Here is an 18,256-nt window from a genome sequence, read left to right on the forward strand (position 1 = left end):
GGCCAGGCCCCGGTAATTTCGGGCCCAGCGAGCCCATGAGTAATCTGCCGATTACCGAAGGTTCCAAGCACTTTAACTACAAGCCTGATCAAAGTAACCCAGGGAAAAAGCCGGACAACATCTGGAGTGGATTCAGCCAGGGGCCCGATGGCAACTGCGTCACGGTGTCAGCGATAAAGGGCGCAATGATGAAGTTCGGCCAGAAACCCACCGACGTTTTCAAGGAGGTAAAAGAGACGGCAGACGGTTATCACGTGAAGATGCGCGACGGCTTCGAACTTAATCTATCCAAGGATGAATTAAAGCAGGCGGCCAGGTATGCGCAGTTCAAGGGGGACAATCCGGGGATGATGACGGATGCCAACTTCATGTTCGCAGCGAGCGCCAAGCGGGCACAGATTGAAGGTAATGGCCTGGACGACAACCCTAGTCAATCCAAAAGAAGCTTCGCCCACGCGATGCAAAGTTTGAACAACGGCGAAATGCCCCACGAAGCATTGGATCGCCTGGGGTTGAAAGGGCTATACAGGCAGTCTTCAAGCAGTGAGCTGGCGAGCGGCAAGCTCGGTGTCGTGGCCTACGATCGCCATTCGATGGCGGTCATCGACGGGCGGGTGGAGTTGTGGGGGCGCAGAGGTGGCGCGCCCAAGCAAGGTATTGCGTACGCGTTTCTCTAAGGCGATAAGCAAAAAGCCCGATAAACCCTATGCAGTCGGGGTCTATCGGGCTTTTTCAAACCAGAGGGGCAATCCCCCTGGACTGGCTCAGCTTATTGGCAAGCTTCGCAATCGGGTTCGTCAATCGCGCAGGCCTTTGGCACAGGTGCCGGGCCGGCTGGCGCTGCGAGTACCGAGTCATCACCGTGGTTACCGCTGGAAACAGCGTTCAGCTTACCGGTGTTGATGGTCGACTTCTCGGTGCTGGTCGCGGCCAGGGCACGGAGGTAGTAAGTGGTTTTCAGGCCACGGTACCACGCCATGCGGTAGGTCACGTCCAGCTTCTTGCCCGAGGCGCCGGCGATGTACAGGTTCAGGGACTGGGCCTGGTCGATCCATTTCTGACGACGGCTGGCGGCGTCAACGATCCACTTGGTGTCCACTTCGAACGCGGTCGCGTAGAGCTCTTTGAGTTCTTGCGGGATGCGTTCGATCTGCTGCACGGAACCGTCGTAGTACTTCAGGTCGTTGATCATGACCGAGTCCCACAGGCCGCGGGCTTTGAGGTCGCGAACCAGGTATGGGTTGATCACGGTGAATTCGCCAGACAGGTTCGATTTCACATACAGGTTCTGGTAGGTCGGTTCGATCGACTGCGACACGCCAGTGATGTTGGCGATGGTGGCGGTCGGCGCGATGGCCATGATGTTGGAGTTACGAATACCTTTCTGCACACGGGCACGTACCGGCGCCCAGTCCAGGGTTTCGTTCAGGTCAACGTCGATGTACTTCTGGCCACGGGCTTCGATCAGGATCTGTTGCGAATCCAGCGGCAGGATGCCCTTGGACCACAGCGAACCCTGGAACGTCTCGTAGGCGCCACGCTCGTCTGCCAGGTCGCAGGAAGCCTGGATCGCGTAGTAGCTGACCGCTTCCATGGACTTGTCGGCGAACTCGACGGCTGCATCGGAGCCGTAAGGAATGTGCTGCAGGTACAAAGCGTCCTGGAAGCCCATGATCCCCAGGCCAACCGGGCGGTGCTTGAAGTTGGAGTTCTGCGCCTGTGGCACCGAGTAGTAGTTGATGTCGATGACGTTATCGAGCATGCGTACGGCGGTGTTGACGGTGCGTGCAAGCTTTACGGTGTCCAGCTTGCCGTTGACGATGTGGTTCGGCAGGTTGATCGAGCCCAGGTTGCAAACGGCGATCTCGTCCTTGTTGGTGTTCAAGGTGATCTCGGTGCACAGGTTCGAGCTGTGGACCACGCCCACGTGCTGCTGCGGGCTGCGCAGGTTGCATGGGTCCTTGAAGGTCAACCATGGGTGGCCGGTTTCGAACAGCATGGACAGCATTTTGCGCCACAGGTCTTTGGCCTGGATGGTCTTGAACAGCTTGACCTTGCCTGGGTACTCGGTGAGGGCTTCGTAGTACTCGTAGCGCTCTTCGAAGGCCTTGCCGGTCAGGTCGTGCAGGTCCGGTACTTCGGATGGCGAGAACAGGGTCCACTTGCCGTCATCGAAGACGCGCTTCATGAACAGGTCCGGGATCCAGTTGGCGGTGTTCATGTCGTGGGTACGACGACGGTCATCACCGGTGTTCTTGCGCAGCTCGATGAACTCTTCAATGTCCATGTGCCAGGTTTCCAGGTAGGCACACACAGCGCCTTTGCGCTTGCCACCCTGGTTCACGGCAACGGCGGTGTCGTTCACCACTTTCAGGAACGGTACGACGCCCTGGGACTTGCCGTTGGTGCCCTTGATGTACGAACCCAGTGCGCGCACCGGTGTCCAGTCGTTACCCAGGCCGCCGGCGAATTTGGACAGCATGGCGTTGTCGTGGATCGCGTGGTAGATGCCCGACAGGTCATCCGGCACGGTGGTCAGGTAGCAGCTCGACAGCTGTGGACGCAGGGTACCGGCGTTGAACAGGGTCGGGGTCGACGACATGTAGTCGAAGGACGACAGCAGGTTGTAAAACTCGATAGCGCGGTCTTCTTTGTTCTTCTCTTCGATCGCCAGGCCAATGGCCACGCGCATGAAGAACACTTGCGGCAGTTCGAAGCGGATACCGTCCTTGTGGATGAAGTAACGGTCGTACAGGGTTTGCAAGCCCAGGTAGGTGAACTGCTGGTCACGTTCGTGGTTGATCGCCTTGCCGAGCTTTTCCAGGTCGAAGGTGGCCAGGATCGGGTTCAGCAATTCGAATTCGATACCTTTGGCGATGTAGGCCGGCAGGGCCTTGGCGTACAGGTCGGCCATCTCGTGGTGAGTGGCGCTGTCGGCGACTTTCAGGAAGCCCAGGCCTTCGGCACGCAGGGTGTCCATCAGCAGGCGGGCGGTCACGAACGAGTAGTTCGGCTCACGCTCGACCAGGGTACGGGCGGTCATCACCAGGGCGGTGTTGACGTCGGTCAGGGCCACGCCGTCGTACAGGTTCTTCAGGGTTTCGCGCTGGATCAGGTCACCGTCGACTTCTTCCAGGCCTTCGCAGGCCTCGGTGATGATGGTGTTCAGGCGGCCCAGGTCCAGCGGTGCGAAGCTGCCGTCGGCCAGGGTGATGCGGATCGACGGGTGCGCTTGTACGGCGGCTTCTTCGGCCGGGGAACGTACGGCACGCTCCTTGGCGCGCGAGTCACGGTAGATCACGTAGTCGCGGGCCACTTTCTGTTCGCCGGCACGCATCAGGGCCAGTTCGACCTGGTCCTGGATTTCTTCGATGTGGATGGTGCCGCCCGATGGCATGCGACGCTTGAAGGTCGCGGTGACCTGTTCGGTCAGACGGGCAACGGTGTCGTGGATGCGCGACGAAGCGGCAGCGGTGCCGCCTTCAACTGCAAGAAACGCTTTGGTGATGGCGACGGTGATTTTGTCATCGGTATAAGGAACGACAGTGCCGTTACGCTTGATCACGCGCAGTTGGCCAGGTGCAGTGGCGGACAGATCCAGGTTCGAATCAGCGGCCTGCGGCACGGAGCCTTGCGGGTTCTCGCGAGTTGTGTCGGTTTGCATGAGGGGGTGTCTCCACATTCTATATTTATTTGGGCACCATCACGGTGCCCACCGTTCCGTCCTGAAGCACTTACAGCAGGCCTGGGCCTGGCATAACAACTTCGGGACAGGAGGAAGGGAGCTCATCGCGCCGCTTCCATGCCGAAGTCTTTGGTTCGGGGCCGGGGAGCCCTTCGCCGTATTCCTGGTGGGTGACAGTGGCCCCATTCAAGCCCTGCAACACCCGTACCGTTTTCTGCCAATCGGGCTGGAAAACGGTTGCCATCCGCGTGCGCGGTTTGGGCTTTCAAAAAATGCTTTGGTTCAACCAAACACGAGCAAGAAAGCGCTTGAGTTTCTTGCCGGATATGTGTTTGGTCTTTTCGCTGAAAACCCTACATGTAGGGTTTTTTTAGCGCCGAGGTACAAGATAATGCGTTTTGGGGGGCTTAGCAACGCACTACCTGTGGATAACGCTGTGGGTAAAATGTGTATGAATCATGGAACACCCGTGTAGGCCGCATTACTACTGGATTACACCGTTTGTCACCGAATATTCCCGGGTAGAAACTGCCGGCGGGAATTTTGAGGGCGCGAACCCTACCACAAAAAATCGCCATGACCGAATGGATTTCCCGGCTTGTGTTCAAGGGGCGGTGCATGGCTACAATCGGCCTTTGTTATGCCCTCACAACATGACAAACAGGCTATGCCTGCTGAAGATCAATAGGTGGGAGCTGGCTTGCCTGCGATGGCGGTGTATCAGCCACCCACAGCCTCGCTGACCCACCGCCATCGCAGGCAAGCCAGCTCCCACACCGACCGTATTTCACATTCGATTGTGTCGGCCAGAAGAAATTCTAATAACAACGAGGTAGCGCATGGAGCAAGAAGCCTGGCAGATACTGATAGTCGAGGACGACGAGCGACTCGCCGAGTTGACCCGTGAGTACCTGGAAAGCAACGGCCTGCGCGTGTCGGTAGAAGGCGATGGTGCCAAGGCCGTGGCGCGCATCATCGCCGAGCAGCCGGACCTGGTGATCCTCGACCTGATGCTGCCCGGCGAAGACGGCCTGAGCATCTGCCGCAAGGTGCGCGAGCGTTATGACGGCGTGATCCTGATGCTCACCGCGCGCACCGATGACATGGACCAGGTGCTGGGCCTGGACATGGGCGCCGACGACTATGTGTGCAAACCCGTGCGCCCGCGCTTGTTGCTGGCGCGTATCCAGGCGCTGCTGCGCCGCAGCGAAGCGGCGTTGCCCGTTGCAGTGGAAAACCAGCGCCGCCTGCAGTTTGGTCCGCTGGTGGTGGACAATGCCTTGCGCGAAGCCTGGTTGCATGAGGGCAGCATCGAACTGACCAGCGCGGAATTCGACCTCTTGTGGCTGCTGGTTGCGAACGCCGGGCGCATCCTGTCCCGCGAAGAAATCTTCATCGCCCTGCGCGGCATTGGTTATGACGGCCAGGATCGCTCGATTGACGTGCGTATCTCGCGCATTCGCCCAAAGATCGGCGACGATCCGATCCACCCACGCCTGATCAAGACCATCCGCAGCAAAGGCTACCTGTTCGTCCCCGAAGCCGCTGCCGATATGCCGCTGTGAACTCGATCTTCCTGCGCATCTACGGCGGCATGTGCGCGGCGCTGATCCTGGTGGCGCTGCTCGGCGCCCTGGCGCTGCACCTGCTCAATGACGTGCGCAGCGGCCAGTACCGTGAGCGCTTGGCTCACGGCACCTTTGCGTTGATGGGCGATAACCTGCAACCCATGAGCACCATTGAACGCCAGCGCGCTTTGGCGGTGTGGGAGCGTTTGCTGGGCATTCCGCTGGAGCTGCGCACGTTCACCGACGCGCAATTGGACCTGGGCCAGCGCAACCGCCTGCAACGCGGCCAGGTCCTGGTGGAACAGACCGGCCCCCACGCGGCGCGGGTGCTGCGGTTGGTCAGCGAGCAAGAGCAACTGGTGCTTACCGGCGAGGTGCAGCAGATCAGCGAGCAATTGGCCCGTGCGACTATTTACCTGCTGGCCGACGAACTGGTGCGTTTCCCGGTGGCCGAACAACCCCAGCGTCTGGCCGACATCAAGCACGCCAAGGGTTTTGGTTTTGAAATGCACTTGACGGCCCTTGACCAGGCCAACATGGACGACGACCAGCGTCGTCGCGTGGCGGAGGGCGATACGGTGATGGCGCTGGGCAAGGGCGGCGATTCGATTCGCGTGTTTGCCGGGATGGTCGGCACCCCGTGGGTACTGGAGATCGGCCCGCTGTACCAGATGAACCCTTACCCGGCGCAGTGGCTGATCCTGATCACCTTGATCGGCCTGACCCTGATCGGCTTGATCGTCTATCTGCTGGTGCGACAACTGGAGCGCCGGCTCAAAGGTCTGGAGGCGGCGGCCACGCGTATCGCCAAGGGCAACCTGGAAGTGCGCGTGCCGGCTCGCGGCGCCGACTCGGTCGGGCGCCTGGCGGCAGCTTTCAATGGCATGGCTGAGCACTTGCAGCAATTGCTGGCGATTCAGCGCGAGCTGGTTCGCGCGGTGTCTCACGAGCTGCGCACACCGGTCGCGCGCCTGCGTTTTGGCCTGGAGATGATCGGTGACGCTGCCACGCCCGAAGCCCGGCGCAAATACCTGGAAGGCATGGATGGCGATATCCAGGACCTCGATGGCCTGGTGGACGAGATGCTCACTTATGCCCGCTTGGAACAGGGCGCGCCGGAGCTGAATTTCCAGCGCGTGGACCTGAATGCATTGCTCGACCAGGTGATTGGCGAATTATCGCCATTGCGCCCGCAGGTCACCGTCACCCGGGGTATTTGCCTGTCCTCGGCGCATTGGGATGACGCCTGGGTCGATGCCGAGCCGCGCTACCTGCACCGCGCCCTGCAAAACCTGGTGAGTAACGCCATGCGCCATGCCAAGGGCCAGGTGCTGATCAGTTATCAGGTAGGGCAGGTGCGTTGTCGCATCGATGTGGAAGACGACGGCCCCGGCGTGCCGGAAAGCGCCTGGGAGCGGATCTTCACGCCGTTCCTGCGCTTGGATGACAGCCGTACCCGCGCCTCTGGCGGGCATGGCCTGGGGTTGTCGATCGTGCGGCGGATTATCTATTGGCACGGCGGGCGGGCGTTGATCAGCAAGAGCAACAACCTGGGCGGGGCGTGCTTCAGCCTGAGCTGGCCCAGGGATCAGGATAAGCCCTGAAACCCAACTGTAGGAGCGAGCTTGCTCGCGAAAAAACTCAACGATAACGCGCGCTGCATGAATAAACGCGGCGCCTGTGAGTTTTTCGCGAGCAAGCTCGCTCCTACATTGCGATAGCCACCAGGCTCAACAACTGCTCCCCTTGCACCACAAACTGCCCTTCCAGCTCTTTGCCATGGCCCCACTCTTGCGAAAGATCGGTCAGCAACCGCAGACGCACTCTCCCAGCCGCTGACCACTCCAACACCTCGGCATGCTCGAAATAAAAGCGCTTGTGCACGATCGGATAGAGCGCCTTGAACAGGCTCTCCTTCACCGAAAACGTCAGCGTCACCAGCAAGGCCTGTTGCTCACGGGGCAGGGCGGCCATGCGTTGCAGCTCATCGGCGGTCAGGATCTCCCCGGCCAGGCGGTCCGCCCTTTCCGGTGACAGCAGGTGCTCCAGGTCCATGCCCAGCCCGTGCCATTGCGCCTTGTGCCCGACAATCGCCGCAGCGTGCCCGGTGCTGTGGGTGATGGAACCACTGATATGCCCTGGCCAGACCGGGGCGCGGTCTTCGCCAATGGCCGGGATGCAGTGCAGATGATCGAGTCGTTGCAGTGCTTCGCGCGCGCACAGGCGGCCGGCGAGAAATTCCGCCTGGCGCTTGGCGACCGAGCGCTGGATGCTCGCCGGCGGCGGTACATCGCAGCGCTGGAAATCGCCCGGGCTCAATAAAGCTGGGTCGAATCGCGTGCTCAAAAACACCGTGCCCGGCAAGGGAACCGGCAACGGCCAATGATCATCGAGTGGGGTGCAGCAAGCGGGTAGGGGCGTCATGCGCGGTATTTTGCCGAGTTGGCGGGCCAGTGGATAGCCCGGTGCGGTTCAGCTGCGGTTCAGAGCCTGTTCAGGGGGAGTTCAGGGGCGCCTGCGTAGTCTGGACCCCACAGCCCAAACGCGTATGAGGTAACCACCATGACTGCGATCAAAAAGCTGATGTTGGCCTTGACCATGCTTGGCGCCACTGCTGGCGTGCAGGCGTCCGATGGCGCCTTTGCGGCCTTTGGCAGCGAGAAAACCAAGAAATCCAGCAACCTGATCCATCGTGTCAGCTTCGAAGACGCCGGCACCCAGGCCGCGCCGTGGGGCCAGGCCCTGGGCGCTACCCCTGCGCAACCCGACTATCGCAGCGGCTACGCGCACCTGATCGGCCACTACAATGGCATAAAACTGCGCCCCCAAGAGCTGCAGGGCCGCTATGATATCCCCCTGTCGGCTAGTTGAATTGCAGTGGAGAACCTTATGAAATTGCTGGTGGTGGAAGATGAGGCGCTGCTGCGTCATCACCTGTTTACCCGCCTGACCGACAGCGGGCATGTGGTCGAAGCCGTGGCCAATGCCGAAGAAGCCCTGTACCAGACCGGCCAATTCAACCATGACTTGGCGATCATCGACCTTGGCCTGCCCGGTATGGGCGGCCTGGACCTGATTCGCCAGTTGCGCACCCAGACCAAGACCTTCCCGATCCTGATCCTCACCGCCCGCGGCAACTGGCAGGACAAGGTGGAAGGCCTGGCGGCCGGGGCCGACGACTACGTGGTCAAGCCGTTCCAGTTCGAAGAGCTGGAGGCGCGCATGAACGCCTTGCTGCGCCGCTCCAGCGGTTTTACTCAATCGACTATTGTTGCCGGGCCGCTGCTGCTAGACCTCAACCGCAAGCAAGCCTCCCTGGACGAGCAACCCCTGGCGCTGACCGCCTACGAGTATCGGATCCTCGAATACTTGATGCGTCATCATCAGCAAGTGGTCGCCAAGGACCGCTTGATGGAGCAACTGTACCCGGATGACGACGAGCGCGATCCAAACGTGATCGAAGTGCTGGTCGGCCGCCTGCGCCGCAAGCTGGAAGGCCCGGCCGGGTTCAAGCCGATCGATACCGTGCGTGGCCTGGGCTACCTGTTCAATGAGCGCTGCCGTTGATTCGTTCGCTACGTGTACGCCTGATGCTGGCGGCCGCCACTTTGGCCGTACTATTTATGCTCGGCTTGTTGCCGGCCATGCAAGGCGCATTCAGCCTGGCGCTGCAGGATTCCATCGAACAGCGCCTGGCCTCGGATGTGACCACGCTGATTTCCGCGGCGCGGGTCGACAATAACCGCCTGCTGATGCCGGCGCAGTTGCCCGATGAGCGTTTCAACCTCACCGACAGTCGGCTGTTGGGCTATATCTACGACCGTGAAGGCCATCTGGTATGGCGCTCGCGGGCGACCCAGGAAGAAAACATCAACTACAAACCGCGCTACGACGGGCGCGGCAACGAGTTTGCGCGGATTCGCGAGGCCAATGGCCAGGAATTCTTTGTGTATGACGTCGAGGTGCGGCTGCTGGGAGGCAAGAGCGCGGCGTTCAGCATTGTCGCCCTGCAGCCGGTACGCGAATACCAACTGACCCTCGAAGGCCTGCGTGAGAACCTCTACCTCGGGTTCGGCGCGGCCTTGCTGGTGTTGTTGACGTTGTTGTGGCTGGGCCTGACCTGGGGCCTGCAAGCCCTGCGGCGCCTGAGCCATGAGCTCGACCAGATCGAAGGCGGCACCCGCGAAAGCCTCAGCGAAGAACACCCCCGCGAACTGCTGCGCCTGACCGGCTCCCTCAACCGCTTGCTGCACAGCGAGCGCGAACAGCGTGCGCGCTACCGCGACTCACTCGATGACTTGGCCCACAGCCTGAAAACGCCACTGGCGGTGTTGCAGGGCGTGAGCGAAGACATGGCCCAGCGCCCCGAAGAACGTAGCCAGGCGTGGGTGCTGCAATCGCAGATCGAACGCATGAGCCAGCAGATCGGTTACCAACTGCAGCGTGCCAGCCTGCGAAAAAGTGGCCTGGTGCGTCACCAGGTACGCCTGGAACCGGTGGTGCAAAGCCTGTGCGATACATTGGAAAAGGTTTATCGCGACAAGCGGGTCACCGTGACGTTTGATCTGCCGCAGGCCTGCGAGGTGCCTATCGAAAAGGGCGCGTTGCTTGAAATGCTCGGCAACCTGCTGGAAAACGCCTACCGCCTGTGCCTCAAGCAAGTGCGTATCAGCCTGGTGGAAAACCTCGATGGCATTGAGCTGTGTATCGAAGACGACGGCCCTGGTGTGCCACCGGACCAGCGTGCACGGATTCTGCAGCGTGGCGAACGGCTCGACCGCCAGCACCCGGGGCAGGGGATAGGGCTGGCGGTGGTCAAGGACATCATTGAAAGCTATCACGCGCGGTTGACGTTGGGAGATTCAGCGTTGGGTGGGGCGGCGTTCAGGATTCACTTTCCTGCCTTGTGATCTTGACCTTAAGCGCCCCGTTAAACCACGCTGGCCGTAATTCGACAGTGATTTGGGGGGTAAACCGGCAGGGATGCCGGTTTAGCCGCCCCGCGCCATGGATGGCGCGGGGCGGCGGCCCACGGATTCAAGACTGTGTTCGGGCACACCGAGCCTAGGCGAGGTGCCGAGTGGTGGGGCAAGAGCGTTTTGCTAACTTTTGACTGGGCCGGCAATCCGGCTTTTCAAAAGTGAGCCGCTGTCAGAGCGGAACCCTAGGTGGCCGTTACCGCAGCAATGGATATGTACACAATCCAACTGTGCTGACTGTCAGACCGTCTTCGCAGGCAAGCCAGCTCCCACATTTGGATCGTGGTGTGTCAGTTAGATCAGCGTCGGCTGTCAGTCCGTCACGGGAGCAAGCTCCCTCGCCACAGGTCCAGCGTCACACCAAGATGTGTAGATACCTATGCTCATCGCAGGCAAGCCACACATTGGATTTATGCTTGCCGCCAGTGTGCTTTAGGCCTCGATGCCGAGCATATCCCGCGCCAGCGCCTCGGCGATCCGGATCCCGTCGACACCCGCCGACAGAATCCCACCGGCATAGCCTGCGCCTTCACCGGCCGGGAACAGGCCTTTGACGTTCAGGCTCTGCATCGACTCATTGCGGGTAATGCGCAACGGCGACGAAGTGCGGGTCTCGATGCCGGTCAGCACCGCATCGTGCAGCGAGTAGCCTTTGATCTGCTTCTCGAACGCCGGCAAAGCTTCGCGGATGGCTTCGATGGCGAAGTCCGGCAAGGCCAGGGCCAGGTCGCCCAACGACACGCCAGGTTTGTAGGACGGCTCCACACTGCCCAGCGCGGTGGAGGGCTTGCCGGCGATGAAGTCGCCCACCAGTTGCGCGGGGGCCTCGTAGTTACTGCCGCCGAGGATGTAGGCGTGGGACTCCAGGCGCTCCTGCAACTCGATACCCGCCAGCGGGCCGCCCGGGTAATCCACCTCGGGGGTGATGCCTACCACGATGCCCGAGTTGGCATTGCGCTCGTTACGCGAGTACTGGCTCATACCGTTGGTCACGACGCGATGGGGTTCCGAGGTCGCGGCCACAACGGTGCCGCCTGGGCACATGCAGAAGCTGTAGACCGAACGGCCATTCTTGGCGTGGTGCACCAGTTTGTAGTCCGCTGCGCCCAGCTTCGGGTGGCCAGCGTATTTGCCCAGGCGTGCGGCGTCGATCAGCGACTGCGGGTGCTCGATACGGAAACCCACGGAGAATGGCTTGGCTTCCATGTACACGCCACGGTCGTGGAGCATGCGGAAGGTGTCACGGGCGCTGTGGCCCAAGGCAAGAATCACGTGCTTGGAGAGGATCTGCTCGCCGCCGTCGATGACCACGCCGTTCAACTGGCCGTCTTCGATCAGCACGTCGGTGACCCGCTGTTCGAAGCGCACTTCACCGCCCAGGGCGATGATCTGCTCGCGCATGTTTTCCACCACGCCGGTCAGGCGGAAGGTGCCGATGTGGGGCTTGCTGACGTAGAGGATTTCTTCCGGCGCACCGGCCTTGACGAACTCGTGCAGCACTTTGCGACCGTGGAATTTAGGGTCCTTGATCTGGCTGTACAGCTTGCCGTCGGAGAAGGTACCGGCGCCGCCTTCACCAAATTGCACGTTGGATTCGGGGTTGAGCACGCTTTTGCGCCACAGGCCCCAGGTGTCCTTGGTGCGTTGGCGTACTTCCTTGCCGCGCTCGAGGATGATCGGCTTGAAGCCCATCTGTGCCAGCAGCAGCCCGGCGAAAATCCCGCAGGGGCCAAAGCCCACCACGATTGGCCGCTCAGCCAGGCCTTCCGGCGCCTGGCCCACCACCTTGTAGCTGACGTCCGGTGCCGGATTGACGTTGCGATCATCGGCAAACTTGAGCAGCAGAGGGGCTTCACCCTTCACGTTCAGGTCGACGGTGTAGATGAAGCACAGCTCAGAGGTCTTTTTACGCGCATCGTAGCTGCGCTTGAACAGGGTGAAATCGAGCAGGTCATCACTGGCGATGCCCAGGCGCTGCACGATGGCCGTGCGCAGGTCTTCTTCGGGATGGTCGATGGGCAGCTTGAGTTCAGTGATTCGTAACATGACAGGATCCGGTAGGCGGCGGGCAAGAAGGCCGGCTGTTTTGCAAACCGGCGATTATAAGCCCCAATGGCGACTTTCCGTCAGGTTAATCGTCCCGCGAGCCGCCGAACGCCGCGCAACCGCGCTGCACCTGGCCGTTCACGCGCAACTCGGCGCTCATGTGTTGCAGGCTGCCGCTCACACTGTCGACGCAGCGCTGGGGCGCCACCCACAGTTCGATGTGCTGGTTATTGGCTTCGGTCATCAGGTTGAAACGGCCGTCGCCCAGTTGTTCCTCGACGTACGGCACTGCCAAAGGTGGCTGGCCTTCGCGTTCCAGCACCATGCCCTTGGCCGTGACATTCATTGCCCAGGCGGGTTTATGGCCATTGGCCCGCAGGATCATGCGCTTGAAATCCGGGTCGGAGCAGGCTGAGGTCGAGCGTTCGACGCGATACAGCTGTTGCAGGTCTACTGAACCTTGGGTGCCGCTGGCGACCCCGGAAAACTTGCCACGCAGGTCGGCAAACAACATGCCCTGCTGGCCGGCCAGCGAGGCCGCTTCCTGCAGGACACTGGTGCCGCCGGTGTCGTTGACCACGTAGCTGCGCTGGTCGCCGCATGGCTGAAACAGCAGTTTGCCGTCCACCGCCGTCAACTCACCCTGCATACGGGTCAGCCCGACAGTCGATGGCTTGGCCGGCTCGCTTTCAAACAATTGGCAAGCGGCGAACAGAGGAAGCAAGGCAAACAGGGCGAGGGTACGGGCGGCGCGCATTATCGGGTCTCCAGGCAAGTGCCGCCACGTTACGCAGGCTGGCCGTGCATCACAAGCCCGCTTGCCAGCTTCAGGCGTTTCTTACGGATCTCACCTTCAACCTACGATAAAGGTCTGACCGGTTTGCAGGCCTTCGACGCTTTTTGCGTACGCCAGCGCCACATCGGCGGCGGGAGCAGGTTTGTAGCCGCGGAAATAAGGGGCATAGCTGCCCATGGCTTCCAGCAACACCGTCGGGCTGACCGAGTTGATGCGCAGGCCGCGTGGCAATTCAATGGCCGCCGCTTTGACGAAGGCATCCAATGCACCGTTGACCAAAGCCGCCGAAGCGCCGGTGCGGATCGGATCACGGTTCAGAATGCCGCTGGTGAACGTGAACGAAGCGCCATCGTTGGCGTACTCACGACCGATCAACAGCAGGTTGACCTGGCCCATCAGCTTGTCACGCAGGCCCAGTTCGAAATCGCTGTCGTTCATGTCTGCCAGGGGCACGAAGTTGACGTTGCCTGCCGCGCAGATCAGGGCGTCGAACTTGCCGGTCTGCTCGAACAGCCGGCGGAGCGAGGCGCTATCGCTGATATCCACCTGAAAGTCGCCGCTGGTGCGGCCGATGCTGATCACTTCGTGGCGCTGGGCCAGTTGCGCCTTGACCGCTGAACCGATGGTGCCGCTGGCACCGATCAATAGGATTTTCATCGTGCTGTTCCTCTGGGCTGATTCCCTGTAGGAGCGAGCTTGCTCGCGAAGAACGTCAACGATCACGCGGTAAAACTGACTACACGGCGGCGATCTTGAGTTTTTCGCGAGCAAGCTCGCTCCTGCAGTGGTATGGGTTTGCATTCAGTCTAGTGTGGCTTTTTAGTCGGATAAACGCGCTAATAGGCAACCTTTGGTTTTCAAATGGAAACAATCCATGAGCGAAATGGATGACCTGGCGGCGTTCGCCGTGCTGATCGAGGCCGGTAGTTTCACCGTAGCGGCCGCACAATTGGGCTGCAGCAAAGGGCAGTTGTCCAAGCGCATCAGCCAGTTGGAAGCGCAGTTCGCCGTGGTACTGCTGCACCGCACCACGCGCAAGCTGAGCCTCACCGCTGCCGGCGCGGCGTTGCTGCCCCAGGCACAAGCGTTGGTGGTGCAGGTGGAGCGCGCCCGTCAGGCCTTGGCGCGACTCAAAGATGATTTGGCCGGCCCTGTGCGTATGACCGTTCCGGTGTCGTTGGGCGAAACCTTCTTCGATGGTTTGTTGCTGGAATTCTCCAAGCAGTATCCCCAGGTGCAGATCGAGCTGGAGCTCAATAACAGCTACCGAGACTTGGCACGGGATGGCTTTGACTTGGGCGTACGCTCCGGCGCCATCGAACATGAACGCCTGGTGGCCAAACCCTTGCTGGCCTGGCATGAAATGACCTGCGCCAGCCCGGCTTATCTGGAACAGCATGGCGAACCACTGACCCCGGCGGACCTGGCGGCGCACAGCTGTCTGCTCAACAGCCATTACAGCGGCCGCGAGGAATGGTTGTACCACCAGCAACACGAATTGCTGCGGGTAAAGGTGAGCGGCACCTTCGCCTCCAACCACTACAACCTGCTGAAAAAAGCCGCGTTGGTCGGCGCCGGTATTGCCCGCCTGCCGTCCTACGTTCTACCCGCGGAACTGGCTGACGGCCGATTGCGCTGGCTGCTGCGCGACTATCAGACACGCAGCATGCCGATGTACCTGGTGCATCCCTACCAGGGCGGCCTGCCACGGCGTACCCAGGTGTTGGCCGACTACCTGGTGGACTGGTTCAAGCGCAGCGGCGAAGCGCTGGATCGGCTTCAGCGATAGCGGCGGGCAATCAGGTGGTCGATGGACAGGCAGCCTGGGCCTTTGGCAAGCAACAGCAATAACAGCGCAAGCCAGGTGCCGTGAGTGGGATAGGCGTCAGGGTAGACGAACAGCTGGATGGTCAAGGTCATGCCGATCAAGGCCAGGGCCGAAAAACGCGTGGCGAACCCCAGCAGGATCAATACCGGAAAAAAATGTTCGGCAAAGGTTGCCAGGTGCGCGGCCACCTGCGGCGACAGCAGAGGCAATTGGTATTCGCTGCGAAATAAAAACAGGGTCGAGGCGGCAAGTTTGGGCTCACCCCATTGGAAGGTGCCGCTGATCAGGTCAATGGCAAAGCCTTCGACCTTGGTCTGGCCAGACTTCCAGAACACCGCCGCAATGGAGAAGCGCGCGATAAAGGCGATCAGGCTGTAAGGGATTTTTTCAAACAGTGCGACGGTTCGCTTTACCAGGCAGGGAGCGGGAAAGTTCATGGCGATACCTCGGGTTGCAGATGTAAATGGGTGATGGCGTCGTGGCTGATCAACAGCGTAAGACATTGGTGCAAATCGAATTCGTCAGAGGCTTGCAGGGCGTCAGCGATGGCCATCTCCAGCCCTGCGCCTTGGTTGAGTCGGTTGATAAAGGTCACAGACCCGCGGTCGATGGCGAATACCTTGACCGCCAACCCTTGGCGCAAGACCATCGCGCCTTGGGCATACCAGGGGTTCAAAGTGGCGATAGCCCCGTCGACCTGATGCGCCGCCCAAACCGATACCACCGCGTAGGAAGATTCCAGCGTGGCAAGTGACGGATGCAGTCGTACACGCAGTTGTCCCAGTTGTGCGCAGCCTTGCAGTTGCCGAAGTACGCTGTGCTGATCCAGAACCTGGCAATCCGCCGCGTGATAAGCGCTGACCCTCAAGCGTTCCAGCCGGGCGACATCGGCCAGGTAGGGCACGCTTGAGGCCGGTTCGAAAGACTGGATAAAGTCAGCGAACGTGCCGCCGTACTCACTGATCAACGGGCTGATAGGCGGGTGGGCCTGGACATACAAGCCGGCCATGGCGCGGAAAAACTCATCGCCGACCAGTTGCCGCGCCACCGGGTAGGCGGCCGCCAAAGCATTGATCAACGCGCTATGGACATTGTTTCGATACACCGCAAAGCGGCTCGTCGGCTCAGCACCGTTGCTGCTGAACACGCCCTCGGGGCAGGTTGCTTGCGGGGCCAGTAAAGCCTGGGCAAATGCCTGCTGAATACTCATCGGGCCACCTGCGACAAATACCCTTCGGCCTGTCGGGCCTCTGCTTGCAGCACGCTGAACGCGGGCACCTGGTTATCCCGCTCGATCAGCGTGGCCACCGCTCCCGTCCGTGCCAATACCTGTGCATACAGCTGCCACACGGCGTTATCGATTGGCGCACCGTGGTCATCGATCAGCAGGCGGTCGCCCAGGCTGTCGGTGTCTTCGGCAAAACCGGCCAGATGAATCTCACCCACTGCGTGCAATGGCAGGGCATCGATGTAGGCCAGCGGGTCGCGCTGGTGATTGATACAGGACACGTAGACGTTGTTGACGTCGAGCAGCAGGCCGCAACCGGTACGGCGGACGATCTCGCTGATGAAGTCGGTTTCGTCCAGGGTGGAGCGCTGGAACTGCAAATAGGTGGACGGGTTTTCCAGCAGCATCGGGCGCTTGAGCGTGCTTTGTACCTGGTCGACGTGTGCGCATACCCGCTCCAGGGTGCTGGCGTCGTAAGCCAGGGGCAGCAGGTCGTTGAGAAACACCGGGCCGTGGCTGGACCAGGCCAGGTGTTCGGAAAAAGACTGGGGTTGGTAGCGTTCGATCAGCGTGGCCAGGCGAGCCAAGTGCTCGCGGTCCAGAGGGCCTTCGCCGCCGATGGACAGGCCGACGCCGTGCAGTGACAGGGGGTATTGCGCACGAATCAACCCCAGGTAGTGATGAAACGGGCCGCCGGCCACCATGTAGTTTTCGGCGTGTACTTCGAAAAAACCGATGTCGGGGCGGGTCTCGAGCACCTCAGTGAAGTGCTCGGTCTTGAGCCCCAGCCCGGCCCGATAGGGCAGGCCGGGCGCCTGAGCCGGTGAGACCGCGTGTTGGGCTGTAAGCGTCATCATCAGTACTCAGGCTGCGCGGGGTTCAGGGTTTGGCGGTGAAGGCCGCTTCCTGGCCAAAACCGGTCGGCGAGGTGGTGCTTGGGGTCTGGGTGCATGTGCCGGCGGGGACCAGTTTCCAGGCATTGGCCTGGTCTTTGGTTTTAGAGGTGCCCGCGCAGGAAGTACCGGCGCCTGCGGCGCAATCATTCTTGCCGGCTTCAGCCACGCCGTAGCACTTCTGCATGTCGTCGGCCGCGTGGGCGGTGGTGGTCAGGGCGGACAGGCTCAGGGCAGAACCAAGGGCCAGAACGAGGGTGGCAGCGGACAGTTTGGTGGTCATGGTGTGTCTCCAGCAGTGGTTGAATGCGCAGGCTTGATTGCCTGCATGCACCACTAGAGAGAGCTCGACGAATTGCGTTACACAAACTTCGAAAATAAATTCAATAGTACGGTTCACACCAAACAAATGTGGGAGCGGGCTTGCTCGCGAATGCAGTGTGTCAGCCAACAGTTTCCTGGCTGATTCACCGCATTCGCGAGCAAGCCCGCTCCCACATTTTTGATCCGGTTTCTATGGCAGCCTGTGTTTAGCCGCCCAGGTACGCCTCCCGCACTTTCGGATCGGTCAGCAATTGCTCACCGGTGCCCTGCATCACCACTCGGCCATTCTCCAGCACATAGGCGCGGTCAGCGATTTTCAGCGCCTGGTTGGCGTTCTGCTCGACCAAAAACACCGTCACCCCGTCCTTGCGCAGCTGTTCGATGATGTCGAAGATCTGCTGGATGATGATCGGTGCCAGGCCCAGGGAAGGCTCGTCCAGCAGCAACAGCTTTGGCTTGCTCATCAGCGCCCGGCCGATGGCGAGCATTTGCTGCTCGCCGCCGGACATGGTGCCGCCGCGCTGGCTGAAACGCTCCTTGAGGCGGGGGAACAGGTGCAGCACCTTGTCCATCTGCTCCTGGTAATCGCCCTTGTCGGTAAAGAACCCACCCATGGCCAGGTTCTCTTCGACGGTCAGGCGCGAGAACACTCGACGGCCTTCGGGCACCACCGCAATGCTCTTGCGCATGATCTCTGCCGAGTGCTTGCCCACCAGTTCTTCACCCATGTAGCGGATGCTGCCACTGTAGGCTTGCGGCGAACCGCACAAGGTCATCAGCAAGGTCGATTTGCCGGCACCGTTGGCGCCGATCAGGGTGACGATCTCACCCTGGCGTACTTCCACATTGACGCTGTGCAGGGCCTGGATCTTGCCGTAGAAAGTGGAAACGTTTTCGAATTGCAGCATT

At 60.8% G+C, this 18,256-nt stretch carries 16 protein-coding genes and 1 pseudogene; 7 read left to right on the forward strand and 10 right to left on the reverse strand.

Annotated elements, in window-relative coordinates; genetic code table 11:
* Positions 1–677: pseudogene (locus GIW04_RS10890) on the forward strand (hypothetical protein); the annotation flags it as partial.
* A gap of 92 nt (positions 678–769) precedes the next feature.
* Here the strand turns inward: GIW04_RS10890 and GIW04_RS10895 are convergent.
* Positions 770–3,664 (reverse strand): ribonucleoside-diphosphate reductase subunit alpha, encoded by a 2,895-nt coding sequence (locus GIW04_RS10895; RefSeq protein ID WP_120248480.1) that lies wholly within the window; start codon positions 3,662–3,664, stop codon positions 770–772.
* 860 nt (positions 3,665–4,524) lie between these two features.
* On the opposite strand from GIW04_RS10895, the gene GIW04_RS10900 reads away from it, so the two are divergent.
* Both GIW04_RS10900 and GIW04_RS10905 read left to right on the forward strand, forming a co-directional pair.
* Positions 4,525–5,250, forward strand: coding sequence for a response regulator (locus GIW04_RS10900; protein WP_003193563.1), 726 nt, complete (start codon positions 4,525–4,527; stop codon positions 5,248–5,250).
* Complete coding sequence (locus GIW04_RS10905; RefSeq protein ID WP_120248478.1) at positions 5,247–6,857, forward strand: ATP-binding protein; 1,611 nt, start codon at positions 5,247–5,249, stop codon at positions 6,855–6,857. Before GIW04_RS10900 ends, GIW04_RS10905 begins: the two co-directional genes overlap by 4 nt.
* A gap of 103 nt (positions 6,858–6,960) precedes the next feature.
* On the opposite strand, the gene GIW04_RS10910 is transcribed toward GIW04_RS10905, so the two are convergent.
* Positions 6,961–7,677: a 4'-phosphopantetheinyl transferase family protein gene (locus GIW04_RS10910; RefSeq protein ID WP_120248476.1), complete on the reverse strand. Its 717-nt coding sequence runs from the start codon at positions 7,675–7,677 to the stop codon at positions 6,961–6,963.
* A 138-nt stretch (positions 7,678–7,815) separates the two neighbouring features.
* Between GIW04_RS10910 and GIW04_RS10915 the strand changes: the two genes are divergently transcribed.
* Genes GIW04_RS10915 through GIW04_RS10925 form a run of 3 tightly spaced genes read left to right on the forward strand, consistent with a single transcriptional unit; the run spans position 7,816 to position 10,163 of the window.
* Positions 7,816–8,124, forward strand: a complete 309-nt coding sequence (locus GIW04_RS10915; protein WP_120248474.1) for a hypothetical protein — start codon at positions 7,816–7,818, stop codon at positions 8,122–8,124.
* An 18-nt stretch (positions 8,125–8,142) separates the two neighbouring features.
* Positions 8,143–8,820, forward strand: a complete 678-nt coding sequence (locus GIW04_RS10920) for a response regulator (protein WP_003193559.1) — start codon at positions 8,143–8,145, stop codon at positions 8,818–8,820.
* The gene (locus GIW04_RS10925) at positions 8,817–10,163 is read left to right on the forward strand and encodes an ATP-binding protein (RefSeq protein ID WP_019817208.1); all 1,347 of its coding nucleotides are present in this window, start codon (positions 8,817–8,819) and stop codon (positions 10,161–10,163) included. Before GIW04_RS10920 ends, GIW04_RS10925 begins: the two co-directional genes overlap by 4 nt.
* Positions 10,164–10,664: 501 nt before the next feature.
* Here GIW04_RS10925 and GIW04_RS10930 read toward each other — a convergent pair.
* From GIW04_RS10930 to GIW04_RS10940, 3 genes are all read right to left on the reverse strand, one after another.
* On the reverse strand, positions 10,665–12,278 hold the full coding sequence (locus tag GIW04_RS10930; protein WP_003193556.1) for an NAD(P)/FAD-dependent oxidoreductase: 1,614 nt from the start codon (positions 12,276–12,278) through the stop codon (positions 10,665–10,667).
* 85 nt (positions 12,279–12,363) lie between these two features.
* Positions 12,364–13,035 carry a COG3650 family protein gene (locus GIW04_RS10935; protein WP_032895666.1) on the reverse strand — a complete coding sequence of 224 codons (672 nt, stop codon included), beginning with the start codon at positions 13,033–13,035 and terminating at the stop codon, positions 12,364–12,366.
* Positions 13,036–13,131: 96 nt separating this feature from the next.
* Complete coding sequence (locus GIW04_RS10940; RefSeq protein WP_003193553.1) at positions 13,132–13,731, reverse strand: short chain dehydrogenase; 600 nt, start codon at positions 13,729–13,731, stop codon at positions 13,132–13,134.
* 217 nt (positions 13,732–13,948) lie between these two features.
* Here GIW04_RS10940 and GIW04_RS10945 point away from each other — a divergent pair, with 217 nt between their 5' ends.
* Positions 13,949–14,863, forward strand: coding sequence for a LysR family transcriptional regulator (locus GIW04_RS10945; protein ID WP_003193552.1), 915 nt, complete (start codon positions 13,949–13,951; stop codon positions 14,861–14,863).
* Here the strand turns inward: GIW04_RS10945 and GIW04_RS10950 are convergent.
* The 5 genes from GIW04_RS10950 to GIW04_RS10975 form a co-directional block, all read right to left on the reverse strand.
* Positions 14,854–15,339, reverse strand: coding sequence for a DoxX family protein (locus GIW04_RS10950; protein ID WP_003193547.1), 486 nt, complete (start codon positions 15,337–15,339; stop codon positions 14,854–14,856). The two genes, GIW04_RS10945 and GIW04_RS10950, sit on opposite strands and share 10 nt — an antisense overlap.
* On the reverse strand, positions 15,336–16,112 hold the full coding sequence (locus GIW04_RS10955) for an HvfC/BufC N-terminal domain-containing protein (protein WP_120248473.1): 777 nt from the start codon (positions 16,110–16,112) through the stop codon (positions 15,336–15,338). The genes GIW04_RS10950 and GIW04_RS10955 overlap by 4 nt, the downstream gene beginning before the upstream one ends.
* Positions 16,109–16,987: an MNIO family bufferin maturase gene (gene bufB, locus GIW04_RS10960; protein ID WP_120248472.1), complete on the reverse strand. Its 879-nt coding sequence runs from the start codon at positions 16,985–16,987 to the stop codon at positions 16,109–16,111. Before bufB ends, GIW04_RS10955 begins: the two co-directional genes overlap by 4 nt.
* Before the next feature lie 22 nt (positions 16,988–17,009).
* The gene (locus tag GIW04_RS10965; protein ID WP_120248471.1) at positions 17,010–17,306 is read right to left on the reverse strand and encodes a BufA1 family periplasmic bufferin-type metallophore; all 297 of its coding nucleotides are present in this window, start codon (positions 17,304–17,306) and stop codon (positions 17,010–17,012) included.
* A gap of 247 nt (positions 17,307–17,553) precedes the next feature.
* Entirely contained in the window at positions 17,554–18,255 is a 702-nt protein-coding gene (locus GIW04_RS10975) for an ABC transporter ATP-binding protein (protein ID WP_003193540.1), read from the reverse strand.
* Between the last annotated feature and the right edge of the window lies 1 nt (position 18,256).

The sequence above is a fragment of the Pseudomonas sp. PA-4-8C genome, from assembly GCF_021606625.1.
Taxonomy (GTDB): domain Bacteria; phylum Pseudomonadota; class Gammaproteobacteria; order Pseudomonadales; family Pseudomonadaceae; genus Aquipseudomonas; species Aquipseudomonas lactis.